Origin of the sequence: Saezia sanguinis, assembly GCF_003991585.1 — a bacterium.
In the GTDB taxonomy this organism is placed as follows: domain Bacteria; phylum Pseudomonadota; class Gammaproteobacteria; order Burkholderiales; family Burkholderiaceae_C; genus Saezia; species Saezia sanguinis.
On the sequence record NZ_PQSP01000010.1, the window covers coordinates 14259 to 29002 of the forward strand.

Annotated in this window: 16 protein-coding genes; 7 read left to right on the forward strand and 9 right to left on the reverse strand. The window is 53.2% G+C overall.

The annotated features are described in order from the left end of the window. Positions 1-13 precede the first annotated feature (13 nt). Positions 14-916, reverse strand: coding sequence for a methyltransferase domain-containing protein (locus CUZ56_RS13145; protein WP_126980871.1), 903 nt, complete (start codon positions 914-916; stop codon positions 14-16). Between the two features lie 341 nt (positions 917-1257). On the opposite strand from CUZ56_RS13145, the gene CUZ56_RS13150 reads away from it, so the two are divergent. Further along, entirely contained in the window at positions 1258-1836 is a 579-nt protein-coding gene (locus CUZ56_RS13150) for a ComF family protein (protein ID WP_162615357.1), read from the forward strand. 37 nt (positions 1837-1873) lie between these two features. Beyond that, positions 1874-2341, forward strand: coding sequence for a tRNA (uridine(34)/cytosine(34)/5-carboxymethylaminomethyluridine(34)-2'-O)-methyltransferase TrmL (gene trmL / locus CUZ56_RS13155; RefSeq protein WP_126980873.1), 468 nt, complete (start codon positions 1874-1876; stop codon positions 2339-2341). Between the two features lie 233 nt (positions 2342-2574). On the opposite strand, the gene CUZ56_RS13160 is transcribed toward trmL, so the two are convergent. Beyond that, complete coding sequence (locus CUZ56_RS13160; protein WP_126980874.1) at positions 2575-2814, reverse strand: hypothetical protein; 240 nt, start codon at positions 2812-2814, stop codon at positions 2575-2577. 264 nt (positions 2815-3078) lie between these two features. Then, positions 3079-3465 (reverse strand): hypothetical protein, encoded by a 387-nt coding sequence (locus CUZ56_RS13165; protein WP_126980875.1) that lies wholly within the window; start codon positions 3463-3465, stop codon positions 3079-3081. A gap of 344 nt (positions 3466-3809) precedes the next feature. On the opposite strand from CUZ56_RS13165, the gene CUZ56_RS13170 reads away from it, so the two are divergent. Both CUZ56_RS13170 and CUZ56_RS13175 read left to right on the forward strand, forming a co-directional pair. Next, the gene (locus CUZ56_RS13170; RefSeq protein ID WP_126980876.1) at positions 3810-4811 is read left to right on the forward strand and encodes a DUF2157 domain-containing protein; all 1002 of its coding nucleotides are present in this window, start codon (positions 3810-3812) and stop codon (positions 4809-4811) included. Then, positions 4808-6469 carry a GDYXXLXY domain-containing protein gene (locus CUZ56_RS13175; protein ID WP_126980877.1) on the forward strand — a complete coding sequence of 554 codons (1662 nt, stop codon included), beginning with the start codon at positions 4808-4810 and terminating at the stop codon, positions 6467-6469. Before CUZ56_RS13170 ends, CUZ56_RS13175 begins: the two co-directional genes overlap by 4 nt. 60 nt (positions 6470-6529) lie before the next feature. On the opposite strand, the gene CUZ56_RS13180 is transcribed toward CUZ56_RS13175, so the two are convergent. From CUZ56_RS13180 to CUZ56_RS13200, 5 genes are all read right to left on the reverse strand, one after another. Continuing rightward, positions 6530-7144 carry a nitroreductase family protein gene (locus tag CUZ56_RS13180; protein ID WP_126980878.1) on the reverse strand — a complete coding sequence of 205 codons (615 nt, stop codon included), beginning with the start codon at positions 7142-7144 and terminating at the stop codon, positions 6530-6532. Between the two features lie 141 nt (positions 7145-7285). After that, positions 7286-8302: an NAD(P)H-dependent glycerol-3-phosphate dehydrogenase gene (locus tag CUZ56_RS13185; protein ID WP_126980879.1), complete on the reverse strand. Its 1017-nt coding sequence runs from the start codon at positions 8300-8302 to the stop codon at positions 7286-7288. 33 nt (positions 8303-8335) lie between these two features. After that, the gene (secB, locus tag CUZ56_RS13190) at positions 8336-8866 is read right to left on the reverse strand and encodes a protein-export chaperone SecB (protein WP_126980880.1); all 531 of its coding nucleotides are present in this window, start codon (positions 8864-8866) and stop codon (positions 8336-8338) included. 182 nt (positions 8867-9048) lie between these two features. Continuing rightward, positions 9049-9315, reverse strand: a complete 267-nt coding sequence (grxC, locus tag CUZ56_RS13195) for a glutaredoxin 3 (RefSeq protein ID WP_126980881.1) — start codon at positions 9313-9315, stop codon at positions 9049-9051. Positions 9316-9409: 94 nt separating this feature from the next. Next, a complete protein-coding gene (locus CUZ56_RS13200; protein WP_126980882.1) occupies positions 9410-9847 on the reverse strand; it encodes a rhodanese-like domain-containing protein in 438 nt (145 codons plus the stop codon). A 142-nt stretch (positions 9848-9989) separates the two neighbouring features. On the opposite strand from CUZ56_RS13200, the gene gpmA reads away from it, so the two are divergent. From gpmA to CUZ56_RS13215, 3 genes are all read left to right on the forward strand, one after another. Then, positions 9990-10733 (forward strand): 2,3-diphosphoglycerate-dependent phosphoglycerate mutase, encoded by a 744-nt coding sequence (gene gpmA / locus CUZ56_RS13205; RefSeq protein WP_126980883.1) that lies wholly within the window; start codon positions 9990-9992, stop codon positions 10731-10733. A gap of 323 nt (positions 10734-11056) precedes the next feature. Next, positions 11057-12652 (forward strand): S41 family peptidase, encoded by a 1596-nt coding sequence (locus CUZ56_RS13210; protein ID WP_126980884.1) that lies wholly within the window; start codon positions 11057-11059, stop codon positions 12650-12652. A 168-nt stretch (positions 12653-12820) separates the two neighbouring features. Beyond that, on the forward strand, positions 12821-13594 hold the full coding sequence (locus tag CUZ56_RS13215) for a hypothetical protein (RefSeq protein ID WP_126980885.1): 774 nt from the start codon (positions 12821-12823) through the stop codon (positions 13592-13594). 114 nt (positions 13595-13708) lie between these two features. On the opposite strand, the gene CUZ56_RS13220 is transcribed toward CUZ56_RS13215, so the two are convergent. After that, on the reverse strand, positions 13709-14647 hold the full coding sequence (locus CUZ56_RS13220) for a hypothetical protein (RefSeq protein WP_126980886.1): 939 nt from the start codon (positions 14645-14647) through the stop codon (positions 13709-13711). Positions 14648-14744: the final 97 nt, after the last annotated feature.

Sequence of the window (14744 nt, forward strand, 5' to 3'; positions counted from 1 at the left end):
CCAACCATTAAACCTATCTGCGCTGGCGCAACATGGCCCGCATGTCCTCCAGCCCCACAGCGGTTTCCTCTTCTGCCCGGATACCGCTGCCAAGCTTAAAAGCATGCCCGTAGATAATTTCAAACGTCAGCGAATAAATCGTTTTACCATCCGGGTCCTGGGAAGACAGCAGTGCAAAAGCCTGATGCAGTTGATTCAGCCAGCGCGGCGTACGCAGCCCCACATAACGCTGCGGATGCGCATTGATCCCCATCGTCCGTAATTCACGCAGCAGCGCCTCAGGGCTGGCCCAACTGAGCTCAATGAACTCCATATCCATCACCGGGTCGGTGAAACCGGCCTGCATCATCATGTCGCCCAGATCGTGCATGTCAACAAAATCAACTGCAGGCCTGCCCCACCCGTTGCGGGCATACACAGTCTGCAGCTCTTTGAGCGTATCAGGCCCGAAGCATGAAAACATCACAAACCCGCCCTGCTGCAGTAACTGCTGCCATTGCTTCATCTGTTGCAGAGGGTCCGGGCAAAAATGCAGCGCCATGTTGGACCACAGCAAATCGGCACAGCCCGCCTGCAACTCAGCAGGCGCACACCCAGTGATAGCCGCTTTCTTCCAGCGGCCCGGTTTCCACCACGAACCAGGGTTTTGAAACTGCTGCAATAACTGCTGCAAAGGTTGCGCCGCATCATCGGCCAGAATGCCTTTCGCCTGCGGATAGCGCTGCATGATCTGCTCATGGCTGCCATCGGCCAGTGCAGGCCAGTCCAGCCACACCTGTGGCTCGTACTTGATCAGTTGCAACTGTTCGGCCATGCGCCGTCCAACCTCCTGATGCAGCCAGGGCGGTGTCGTTTGCATGTTGCGCCAGCGGTTCACGGCCCAGGAATCAATCGGCCTATACGTCTTTTCTGTCATGAAATACCATTAAACCAAACAACACTTAGTCTACCTTAAGCCAACGGCCATGCTGCCGGTATACTGTGATAACCATGAAGCAGCCAGAAAACATGCCCCCCACCTGCGAAACACCTTTCTGCACAGACGGGGAAGATGCATGCCAGACTGCGATTTTGCCTCATTCCCAGCCTCAACCATTTTCTGCGGCCTTTCCTGCCCGCTACCCTGCCCATGGCCTGTTTTCATGGTTGCCCAGCCGTTGTGCCGCCTGCCGGCACTGGCCCTCACATGGCCTATGTGCAAACTGCTATGCATTGTTCCTTCGGCGCACATCGTGCTGTATCCGCTGTGCCATTCCCATGCCGGCCACAGCGCAACAGATCTGCGGGCAGTGCCTCACCCACCCCTTCGCTTTTGATGCCACCATCGCCGCTGTGCCCTACACAGACCCCTGGCGGCAACTGGTGCAACGCTTCAAGTTTCATCAGGGAACAGAATACGCCAGAGTCATTGCACAGTTAATGCAGATGGCCATTACGCAACACCTCAACGACAACCGACCAGACCTCATCGTTCCCATTGCCGCAGCGCCCAGCCGGATGCGCGAACGCGGCTATAACCAGGCCTGGGAGATTGCCCGCCCTCTGGCCAAACTGCTGCAACTGCCATGCGCCTCCAATGTACTGATACGCACACACGAACATGACAGCCAGACACACCGGAAGCGAAAAGAACGTTTCAAGGCACTGCGCCATGCTTTCACGGCTTCTCCCCGCTGGCATGACCGCCTGGCAGAAAAACACATTGCCCTGGTCGATGATGTCATGACCACCGGCGCCACCCTGGACGCCGCGGCCCGGGCACTCAAAGCGGCCGGTGCAGGCAAAGTCAGCGCCTGGGTTTTTGCACGTACCCCGGAGCAGCGCAATCAGCGCTAAAATGCAAAACTGTTTTCATCACGCACTCTGCTGCTGTATGCACATCGTCCTTGTCCACCCGGAAATTCCACCCAACACAGGTAACATCATCCGCCTGGCCGCCAATACCGGCTGCGACCTGCACCTGATCGAACCGCTGGGATTTTCCATGGAAGACCGCTACATGCGCCGCGCCGGACTGGACTATCACGAATACGCCGATGTGCAGCGCTATGCCAACTGGCAGGACTTTCTGCAACGTGCACAGCCCGTACAGCAACGCATGTTTGCACTCACCACCAAAGGCAGCAGCCCGTTTGCCGACAACCACTGGCAAATGGACGACTGGCTGGTATTCGGTTGTGAAACCAAAGGGCTACCTGCCGATGTGTTTAACGCTTTCCCTGCCAGCCAGCGGGTGCGCCTGCCCATGCTGCCAACCCAGCGCAGCCTGAACCTCTCCAATACAGTGGCCGTTGTCGTCTACGAGGCCTGGCGCCAGAACGGCTATATCGGCGGCGTTTGAAACGGCAGCTTTTTTCATCGCCTTTCTGATCGGGTATCCCCTCCTGCCCCTTGCTGTATCACCGTGATGTACCTGTAAAAATAGAGCATCACAATGCAACTGGTGTTATGACACTTTGCATATCAAAAAACCGTATATCTATTTGCTTATAGATATATCCGATAATCTCACACTATTTTTAATAATAGTTCATCACCAAGTTATAGCCTACCCATACCTCTCTAAATGCAACTTCAATTGTTCTTTACAATATTTATAAAATCATCAAAACTTATTTCAACATCTGGGTAGCTTTCATCTGCTGCATAGTATTGAATTAATATTTCACGACCATTAAAATTGAATATTAAATAAACCAAATTTAATCTGATTTCTTTTTTCTCCTCTGAAGAGCAATTACCAATGATAAAATTTTTTATTTTATTGCTATTGGAAATAGAATCTATTAATGCATCTAATGTGTTTTCTTTCATATGAATTCCTACATCAATACATATTATAGAGGGAAAACAGTTCTAACCTACACTTTCAAATCTATAAAAAGCTTTATTGTGTCTGTGGTGGCCCCGTCAAGGTTAGTTCCAGCAGTGCCCTGATCGTGTCGGTACAGATGTAATGTAACGCGTACCAACGCAGCACTCTTGTTATCGATGAACACCGTTTCCAACCTTTCGCTGTGCCCAAACTCTTAGCCGCTGAGTTGATTTACTAATTTTAAACCACTATCTATTTATAAATTAACTATAAATATCCAACTCAGGTATTTCTATGTAATCAAAAGAAAGCAACTCAATATTTTCATTATCAAACATTAAATTCCATACATTCAAATAAAATTCCCTTATAGAAACATTTGTTGGCAAAACTATTTGAGGCAGCACTTCGTTGTATAGATTCAATAAATCCTGATCAGGCCAATAATTAATTCCATATCGAAAACTTTCTTTCACTTTTAACTGCATAGAGTCGGACCATAACTTATGTTCAATTTTTAAATAGTTATTTACCATTTTTTCAATACTAGAATTATTATTTAAATTTACTCCTTTTATTTCTTTCGGAAGTTCTCTACCCTCACCTAATGAGCTCCCAAAAACAGAAATATAACCTTTACTTATTTTCATCTCATAATTTACCCATTAATAGCTTAACCATTATTATATAGAGATACCTCCATCCAACCAGATCTTATATTCACAAGCTGGCGCTTTCAGGTGTTCACTTCAGATGAACAGGAAATATCCCGTTAATAATTTTAGAACGTGTGCCTTGCATATACCCAGATTTAAAATGAAATTACGGCTTTTCATACATGGCTGCAACAATCAGGTGCCCAATAAAGTATTGTTTTGATCAACCCCGCGTATCACCAAAATACACTTTGAAAACCGCTGTATCGCTACAACTTGTTTCAAGCTAAACTGCTGGCAAACCTATATCCATTCACCCATAACCTGACGGACTGTTTATGGAGCACACCACAGAACTGCTGCGCATTGCCCAGCAGCAATCGCTGGACCCACAGCGCTTTCAGCAGCTTCAGGCACTGGCATCTCCCCAGCCAGCGCTGAACACCAGCGACCACTGGCTGCGCAAAGGGCTGCTGATTCTGGCCGCCTTGTGCCTGGGCCTGGCGCTGATTTTCTGGGTTGCGGCCAACTGGCAGGATTTTTCCAACTTCCAGCGCTTTGCCATTGCACAAACAACATTGGGTGTCAGTCTGCTGGCCGGTTGCTTTTCAACCCGCCTGCGCCCGGCGGCTCTGCTGCTCGCGCTATTGGCCTTGGGCGGCCTGCTGGCACTGTATGCACAGGTGTACAGTACCAGTGCCGACAGCTGGCGGCTGTTTGCCATCTGGGCCGCCATGGCACTGCCAATTGCACTGGCCGCCCGGCATCAGGCAGTATGGATACCGTGGACTTTCATTGTACTGATTGCCAACAGCCTGTGGCTGTCTCAAAGTGGAAGATGGTCTATGCCGCCCTCCGTCACATGGGTGTCATGGGGTGTCATCCTGGTTCTGGCCGCTGCCATGTACCCGCGCGGCATACTCAAGGCATGGCTGGGCGGCGCATCGCATCTGGCGTTCCGCTGGGTTGCCTGCCTGGGGGTTATTTTCATAGGCTACACCGCATTGGCGCATCTGTTCGACCATACGCAATGGATGGCTTTGTTTGGATTGCTGGTTCTGGCAGCTATTGCAGGTGCCCTGTATACCGCACGGTACCTGGATATTAGCATATACGCCCTGTGCATGCTTTGCATTGATGTACTGCTTGTGGCATCCGCTATCCGTCTCTTTATAGAAATGGATCTCGAAGTTATCGGATGGATTTTCATCACACTGCTGCTTGGCATCATTTCTGTTGCCTTGCTGACTTACGGCGTCATCTTGTTGAAAAAGATACGGCAGGCTTTATCACCAGATACTGTGCAAAACCCCCCCTCTGTCTCAGGGAGTAACGCATGATGAATACCACCGCCCCCAAAACATCGCCCGCACCTTCCCGCTGGGTAACCGGCCTGCAACAGGCTATAGAGCAAGGCATCATTGGCCCTTCATATTCGCTTGAGGAACACACACCCTGGTCCACCATGGTGCTGACATTCATTGGCGCATTCATTTCATCGTTGTTATTTATCGCCTGTTTCGGCCTGATCGCCTACGAGCTAGATCTCATCGACAGTTCAGTCTTTTTCTTTATCTGCGGTTTTTTGGGCACGGTAAGTGCGCTGGTTACATTGCACAGCAAATCGCAACGGCGTCTTTTTGCAGAGTATCTGCTGTTTATTTTGCTGGTTGTCGGTATCGGACTGATCACCGTAGGCTTTCTGGTTGACAGCCCTATCAGGGAAAAACAGGTTCCGCTGCTTATCAGCATACTGTGCGGCATCTGCACGTTTGCCTTGTCCATCAACTGGGGGCGTGCCATCGGCGGCTTTGCCACCGCCATGTGGCTGTATCTTTATTTTCAGGTATTTCCCGGCGCTATCGGCTTCCCACAATCGTACGTTGCTGTACTGACCCTGCCACTGGTTGCCATGGTCTTTATTGCAGCACAGCAATCCATTGTCCGGCAAGGCCGCTGGAAACTGGCGTTGCATCTGGAACCCATACTTTGCGGCTGGGTGGCTGCCACCCTGATCGCAGTCGCCATCAGCGCCGGGCAGGCCATGTTTGTCGGGGGTTTTCTTCCTACCAGTTTCGGAGCAACCTCAGGCAAAACTGCCTTTGGCAGCCTGTTGGTTGAATACATGCGTTACCCGCTGACCTGGATATCGCTGGCAACATTGCCCATTGCGTGGTGGTGGTCAGGCATGCATTGGAAAGTTCTGCAACACGGGCGTGTCATTGCTTTGCTGTTGGTGGTTACTGTCTTTTCGTGCATCAGCCCCCTGCTGGCCATCAGCCTGGCCCTGGGAACCATGGCACTGGCAACGCAGCGTTACCGCATTGCCATTCTCGCAGGAATTGCCGCGCTGTGGATCATCGGAGCGCTGTATTACAACCTGCACATGACTCTAGCCCACAAAGCTGCGTGGCTGGCCATCACAGGGCTTGTCCTACTGGTGCTGGCATTTGCCGGTAAGTCATTGAAGCAGCCGGCGGCACAAACACCCTCACCTGCAGCGCAGTCAAAAACAACACCTTTTCCCGCCAGACCTGTGGTCAGCATGGCCCTGCTGGCACTGGCCGCTGTCGTTGCTTTTGGGGGTATTAACAGCAGCATATGGAAGCAGGAGCAGATCCGCTCGGCCGATTTTCAGGTACTGATCCCGCTGGCGCCGGTAGACCCGCGTTCCCTGATGCAGGGAGACTATATGGTGGTGAATTTTGAAATTGGCTCTGCCCTTGCCAACGCCCCTGAGCAGGCCAGACGGTACGCCTATCTGGATATAGGGCCCGACCATGTTGCCCGCCTGCACCGTGAAGCACGTGAAGGAGAACCCCGTATTGAGCTGGTTTACCGCAGCGGCCGCTGGACACTGCCGGCTGATGCCTGGTTTTTCCAGGAGGGCGATGGCAAGCGGTGGGAAGCTGCCCACTATGGCATATTCACGGTAACGCCAGATGGGCAATCCGCACTGGTCAATATGGCAACGTCTGATCTGCAACCCATTCAGTAAACAAAATGCACTGCGTAAGCAGTGCATTTAAAACCTCCACCTTTGAAGATCAGAGCACACTTATTGAGGCGGCCAGCCAAAAGACTGAGTGATGTAAATCTTATAGCCTTCAGGCAAAGCCAGTTTGCCTTGCAAAACGGGAATATAGTTATCGCCACGCACCACATTGTTTAAACCCACCGATGCACTGTAAAGCCCGGCATTTTGGAACAGGGCACCCACATGCAGCGGGTCATACCGGCCATCAGGTGCGGCATAGACAAAAGACAGCGGCGCATTGTCAAACTGGGCGCGGTAGTCTTCATCCAGCTCTTTGACCAGCGTATTGTCCTTTGCGTCATAACGCCACACGCCGCTAGCCATGACTACAAACACTTCCACTTCCTGCTTATTGCGTGCTGTCGGCGCTGTACGGTGGCCGTCCGGGCGGTTAATGCCCCAGGTTGCCCACAACAGGTCGCTTAAGGTTTGCGCTGAAATCACTTTGTCACTGAAATCGCGTGCAGCATGGCGTTCTGCCAAAGCCTCCATCAGAGGCTTGCCGCCGGTTTTTTCCGGTGCCGGCAAATTCATCACCCCCTGTGCCAAAACCGCACCCGACCAGGATAAAACGACTGCACACAACGCAGATGCAGAAAAATGGACTGACCGGCGAATAAAAGATGTAGATATCATAGGGAACCCTCTCGTTGGAATTGTGGAATACCAAGACCTTCAGGCCAAGCCTTCCCTTTTATACCACATTCAAAATAGTGTATGTCTGAAATACTGTGGCTGTTCCCGGAATAGCCAGGCACAGAAAATGTCAACCGGAGGTTAAAGGTCCCACTCCGCCTTGGCTTCACGCTGCATCAGCGCCTGCAAAGCCGCATCGGGAGTCATCTTGCCGTCCAGCAGCGCCAGCACCCCTTCGGAAATAGGCATTTCCACACCCAGATGGCGCGCGGCCATCACAATGGAGCGTGCACTGTAAACGCCTTCGGCCACATGCCCAAGGGTTTGCAGAATATGTTCCAGTGTTTTGCCTTCGGCCAGTTGCAGGCCGACACGGCGATTGCGCGACAGATCGCCGGTTGCAGTTAAAACCAGGTCACCCAGGCCGCTCAAGCCCATGAACGTCTGTGCCTGCGCGCCCAGCGCCACACCAAAACGCGCCATTTCCGCCAAGCCCCGGGTAATCAGCCCGGCACGGGCATTCATGCCCAGCTTCAAACCATCCACCAGGCCGGTGGCAATGGCCAGCACGTTCTTCACGGCCCCGCCGACTTCAACGCCAATCGGGTCATCGCTGCGGTAAACACGCAGGCGTTCACTGTGAAAAGCCGCCAAAGCCTGCTCGCATACACGTTCCTGTTCGCTGGCAACCACCACGGCGGTAGGCAAGCCCAGGGCCACCTCTTTGGCAAAGCTCGGGCCGGAAAGCACACCAAAACCGTTCTGGCGAACAAAGTCCGGCGCCACCTGCTGCGCCACCTGATGTCCCAGCAGACCAACCGTGGCCCCTGGCTGCGGCTCTTCAATGCCTTTGCTCAGACAGATGACCGGACAGTGCACCTGTCTGGCTGTCAGCGTAAGCAGTATTTCACGCAACGCAGCCATCGGTGTGGCAAGCACGATCAGATCAGCGTTAGCCAATGCTGCATCGAGATCGGAGGTAATTTCAAGGCGTTTATCCAGTTCGATACCAGGCAGGAAACGCTTGTTTTCGCGTTCCTGCTGTACCGCATGCGCATGCTCGGGGTCTTTTGACCAGAGGACGACCTGATGCCTGGTCGCAGCGCTTTGCGCCATGGCTGTTCCCCAGGCCCCTGCACCGAGCATGGCAATTTTCATTGTTTCGCCTTTATGGATTCTTTCACCAAAGGCTTATGCACTTGCAATGGTGGTGGTACCGGTATCGCCTTTTTGCTGCTGTTGTTGCTGTTGCTGCAACTGGGCTTCATACATGGCCTGGAAGTTGATTTCCACCAGATGCACCGGCGGGAAGCCGCCACGGCTAATCACATCAGCCACATTGGCGCGCAAATACGGATAAATGATCTGCGGGCAGGCAATCCCCAGCACCGGACCAACCTGGTCTGCCGGAATATTGCGCAGTTCAAAAATACCAGCCTCTTTCACTTCGGCCAGGAACAGCGTGCGGTCATTCACCTTGGTGTGCACGGTGGCGGTTACGGTAACTTCGTAGCTGTTATCAGCAATTTTTTCGTTACCCAACTGCAACTGGATATCAACAGTCGGCTGCACCTGTTCGAGCAGAATTTTAGGAGAGTTGGGCTGCTCCAGCGACATTTCCTTCATGTAAAGACGCTGAATATTGAACACCGGCTGATCGTTTGCGGCCTGCGGTGCCTGTGCTCCGGTGTTAGGATTGGTGTTACCGTTTGTTGTTGCCATAATAAAATCTTGCTTATCAAAATAGAAGAATAACGCTTTTCGCAATGAAAAGCACTGAAAAGAACACAAAGGGCATTATCACCCAAGTAGGCATCTGCGCCTAGTGTTGTCGACAAAACCTCAAAGGCGCACGCGCTTACCTGCCACCTTCACAATCTGTACATCTGAACCACTGCTGCCGGTTATTGCGGCTGCCCTTCAAGCAAAGGCACAAGTCCGCCACGGCCGTCCAGCGCCATCAGGTCATCACACCCACCGACATGGGTCGTGCCGATGAAAATCTGCGGCACAGTGCGCTGGCCGGTTAACTTCATCATTTCATCACGCTGTGCAGGGTCGGTATCCACACGCACTTCTTCAATGTGCTCAACGCCGCGCTGCTTGAGCAGCATTTTGGCCCGCTGGCAATATGGGCACACTGCGGTGGTATACATTTTGACTGCTTGCATGACTGGTTGCTCCGTTATTTGAATGACATTGCTTCTATATAGGGGCAGTATCGTATTTTTCCAGATACCGCCCTGTATTTAACCCACAAAATGGTTATTTTTTGGCTTTATTCGGTTTGGCCGGGCCGGTTTCCAGCGGAAACTCGGCTTTGGCCCATTCCCTGAGCCCGCCGGTCAGCAATTGCACGCTTTCATAGCCCGCTTTTTTAAGTGCAGGCAGCGCTTTTTTGGCACTCTGCCCGGTTGCGCACACCACAATCAATGGCAGCGTTTTATTGGTCGGCAGGCCGCTGACGCCTTCAGAAGCCAGCGATTCCAGCGGAAGACTGCGGGCGTTCACAATATGTCCAGCCTCGAACTGGTCTTGTGGACGGACATCGACCACAACCCCTTTTTCATGGTTGATGACCCTGACTGCCTGCGCCGGTGAAAGACCGCCCCCGCCGCTTCTGCGTGCGCTGGGAAGAAACAAACCAATCCCTGCAATCACTGCCACCAGGATCAATAACCAGTTCTGAAGAATAAAGCCCACAAAATCTCCTTGGTACCGTAAAAAACCGCGTTAACAAAACAATGTGCCATCGGTCAAACACCAGATGACACCCTTTTTTTATCGCCTATTCAAACATCATTATAAAATTGATTCTTTACCTTTTCACGGAGCATGTCTCATCATGTACAAATTGGTCTTACTTCGCCATGGGGAATCGACCTGGAATCTGGAAAACCGTTTTACCGGATGGACAGACGTCGGCCTGACGGATACAGGCGTACAACAGGCTCAGCAGGCCGGGCGGCTGCTCAAGGAGGCCGGTTACGATTTTGATCTGGCATACACCTCTGTACTCAAACGCGCCATCTGGACACTGTGGCATACGCTAGACCAGATGGAACGCACCTGGCTGCCGGTGCGCAATTCATGGCGGCTCAACGAGCGCCATTACGGCGCGCTGCAAGGGCTTAATAAGGGAGATATGGCCAAGCAATACGGCGATGAGCAGGTGCTGATCTGGCGCCGCAGCTACGACTGCCCGCCCCCGCCGCTGACCGCAGATGACCCGCGCGGGCAGCGCCATGACGTCCGCTATGCGGCACTGGATGCTCAGCAGATCCCGCTGACAGAGTGCTTAAAAGATACCGTGGCCCGCGTGCTGCCTTACTGGCAGGAGGAAATTGCGCCCAGCATTCAGGCCGGAAAACGTGTGCTGATTGCCGCCCATGGCAACAGCATCCGCGCGCTGATCAAATATCTGGATGATATTTCTGAAAAAGACATCGTCGGCCTGAACATCCCCAATGGCATTCCACTGGTGTATGAGCTGGACCAGAACCTCAAGCCCATCCGGCACTATTACCTGGGCGACGAAAAAGCCGCTGCTGCTGCGGCAGCCGCCGTGGCCAAGCAAGGCAAGGTATAACACATCGGCATAAAGGCATGATTTTGCCTTTATGCTTGATTTTTCTACCTTTTTTGTGGTAAGTTGATGCCCTACTGCCATCTGTGGAATCAATTTTCTATACGATACGGGGTTACAAAACCTTGGCATCGGCCTGCATTGAGGCACCGCCACAGATGACGTAAATGTAAAAAATGAGTAATTTTTCAATAAGATAGGTATATCTCTGAAGAGAATCAGGCATATAATCCCAAGCTGCATGACGCTGGTGCGGCAGCTTTATTTCAGGTATTGGCAACCAGTCAGGCTGGCCTGATACCCGTATGTTCTGTGGAAAATTGAATATGAATCCTAAATTTAAAATCGCCGGGTGGATCACCATTGGCGCTCTGACCGGGGCATTGGCAACCATTCAGCTTCAGGCTATTGCCCGAGGCACCATCTCTCCTTTGCCACTGGAGCAGATTCAGGAATTTGCCGCCGTCTTTGGCATCATCAAAACCTCTTACGTTGAGCCGACCGATGAGCACAAACTGATGCAGGATGCCATTTCCGGCATGGTTGCCGGGCTGGATCCGCACTCGCAATACCTGGGCCCGGAAGACTTCAAAGAATTCCGTGAAAGCACCTCGGGCAAATTTGTCGGGGTCGGTATTGAAATTACCCAGGAAGACGGGCTGGTGAAAATTGTTTCCCCGATTGAAGGCTCCCCCGCTTACCGGGCCGGCATTCAGTCCGGTGACCTGATTACCCGCATTGACGACACCGAAGTGCGCGGCCTGACATTGCAGCAGGCGGTACAGCGCATGCGTGGTGAGCCCAATACCAAAGTGGTGCTGACGATTTTCCGTAAATCAGAAAACCGCACTTTCACCGTGCCGATTATCCGCGCGGAAATTCAGACCCAGTCGGTCAAGGCACGCATCATTGAGCCTGGTTACGGCTGGATCCGCGTATCCCAGTTCCAGGATAATACCGTTGCAGCATTTGTCACCAAAATCAACGAGCTGTATCAACAGGACCCCAACCTCAAGGGGCTGGTGCTCGATCTGCGCAACGATCCGGGCGGCCTGCTGGATGCTGCTGTAGCCATCTCTTCAGCCTTCCTGCCGGAAAACACGGTGGTGGTATCAACCAACGGGCAGTTGGAAGAATCCAAATATACCTTCAAATCAGACCCGCAGTACTATGTGCGCCTGAGCCCGCTTGAAATGGCAGGCAGAAGCAGAAACCAGACACTGCAACTGATGGCACAAAGAGACCCGCTGCGGGCCCTGCCGGAAGGCATTAAAACCGTTCCGCTGGTGATTCTGGTGAACGAAGGCTCGGCTTCCGCTTCTGAGATTGTGGCCGGTGCGCTGCAGGATAACAAACGTGCCACCGTCATGGGTGCCCAGACTTTCGGCAAAGGGTCGGTACAGACCATTCGCCCATTGAGTGAAAATACCGGCATCAAGCTCACGACTGCGCTGTATTACACCCCTTCGGGCTCGTCCATCCAGGCCAAAGGCATTGTGCCCGATATTCTGCTGGCTGAAAACGAAGACGGCAGCAGCCCGCTGGCAGCTCTTTATACACGCGAAGCCGACCTGCTGCGCCATCTGACGGTCAACGAAGAGGATGCCAAAGCCGCCGCCGAGCGCCGTGCCAACCGTGATGCGGCCATCAACCGGCTGCAAAACGGCAGCGACGACAAAACAGCGTTGCCACGCCCGCCCGAATACGGCAGTGACGAAGACTTCCGTTTGCGCCAGGCACTGAACTTCCTGCAGGGCAAACCGGTAATCATCGCTCAGGCTGATGAAAGCAAGGCTGACAGCGAGACAGATAAGCCAGCCGCATCCTCTTCCGATGCCGAAAAACCGGAAGCTGCGCCAGGCATTACTGAAAGAGTGCTGCCGCTCGAACCGGTGACACCGGAACCGGCTCCGGCACAGTAATTCAGACGATTTTCTGTCTGCAAGGCCCCCGCTCACACAACGGGGGCTTTTTTATGCGCACTGATTTCACGGCCATTTAACCCCGCAGGGTGTTTTCGCACGTATAAAAACTGAACGATGCTACACTCGTCAGCATCAGGCAACCTCATTGAGTAAAGGAATATTTACATGCGCTTTTATACCCAGTTAGGCTTTACCGTGGCAACACTGGCTTTTATCGCCGGTTGTGCACAACAGCAGCAGACAGCCGTGATGGCAGACGCCCCGCTACCGGCACCTCAGCAGGCCCGTTCGTCAGAGCGGCTGGGAACCCAGTGGGGTGAAGGCATATCCTCCAATGTCACCACCGTTGACCTGCGCCGCACCTCCAGCCAGCCGGTGGATGTGGTTCAAATCAATTACTCCGCTGCCCGCTATTCCGGCAACGCCATTCAGGAAGCGATGATTGCCAATGGCCGCGTTGGCATGTCCATCCTGAACGAAAACAACCGCAAGTGGGAACTCACGCAGGACGGACAACGCCTGTACCTGAAGGGACGTGAAGGCGAGCGTTACCAGTTGTTCTACCAGAACTATTCGCAAAACACCTATGAAATTGTCGCGACAGTGGATGGGCTGGATGTTCTCAAAGGTTCTGCCGGCTCGCTGTCGAACCGGGGTTATGTGCTGTACCCCAACAGCACGCTGCTGATTGAAGGTTTCCGCAAAAACCAGAATGAAGTTGCAGCCTTCCGCTTTTCGGCCCCTGGGGACGCTTATGCGGCCAATACCGATGCAGGTTCAATTCGCAATGTTGGCGTCATCGGCACTGCCGTGTTTGAGCTGAACAACCCGCGGCCCACCACGTCTTCCCCCGTACGCGGCACGCAACAAACGCCACAGGCATTTCCAGGCGACAGTTCCGGTGGCTCCTACGCACCCCCGCCCAACTACCGCCATTAACAGCCCGCATTTGCGGTGCACTTAACCCAAAACAGCGGCTGAGTTTTTCAGTCGCTGTTTTAGCAACCTGATAACTAACAACTGCACCCGTGTATAGACCGTATAGGCCACCAATCAGCCGGGATAGAACTTTTTAAATTCCGGCCTGACCGCCGCCAGCACATCCTGCCGAGTGTTGATGCCCTCCAGCCAGGCCAGCCCGTAGGAACGCAGCCCTTCCAGCAGCGACTCCAGCGACAAATGCTCATAACGGCTGCTGCCCAGAAATGCCGGCAAGGCCTGCGACGACTCGGTACCTTTGTCTGAAAAGCTGCGCCATGCCACCTGTGAAAAGCCTTCCGGCAATGCATCCGGCGCATGCTCCACCCCGTCCAGCGCCGGGTGCCACACCATCGTCCTGACCTGCACAAAACGCCAGTCAGCCAGATAGCGGGGCACAATCACATCAAACACCTCACCGCGCCGGCGCCAGAAATAACCTGAGGAATAATGAAATGCCGGCACCAGCTTTTGCAGCGGCTTGAGCACCGTATCCACCTGCTCGCAGACCTGCCCAATATCGTAATTGAACAGCGCGGCATGCGGGTTGCTGAGCAGGCGGTGCTCCAGCGCCGTGTTGTGGTAGCGCGGGTCATAAAAGACCATTTCCGCCACGTCTCCCACCGAGGCAAAGGTATCAAAATAAGGCAATGCCACACTGCGCAACTGCTGCTCCAGCCAGACCTCCTGCTGAACGGTGCTGCAATCTTCCCGCCACCAGTAAGTCAACTGGTCGGACAACGCCGGGGAGAGGTCGTGCATCAGCTCGGTATTATGGATATCGGTCGCTTCGTCCACCTTGTGCTGCGGCAACGTGTGCTCCAGCTCCGGCACCCAGATTCCAAAATACAGCGCGTACCGGGGGCTGCCATCTTCATGGCGCCGCCAGCCAATGACATCACGGATATTCTGGCGGGTGCGCACACAAAAGTCCATGTGCGGAAAACTCCAAAACCCCGCCTCCGTCAATGTGCGTGCCAGTACCTGCCGCAAGCGTTCGGGCTGACCTGTCATATGCGCTTCCATCGCTTACCTTAACTCTCTTTGTGTCCACATCATCAAACATGCCATTTTACGATCTGTTTACAATAAGGCGTTACCGTACGGCATA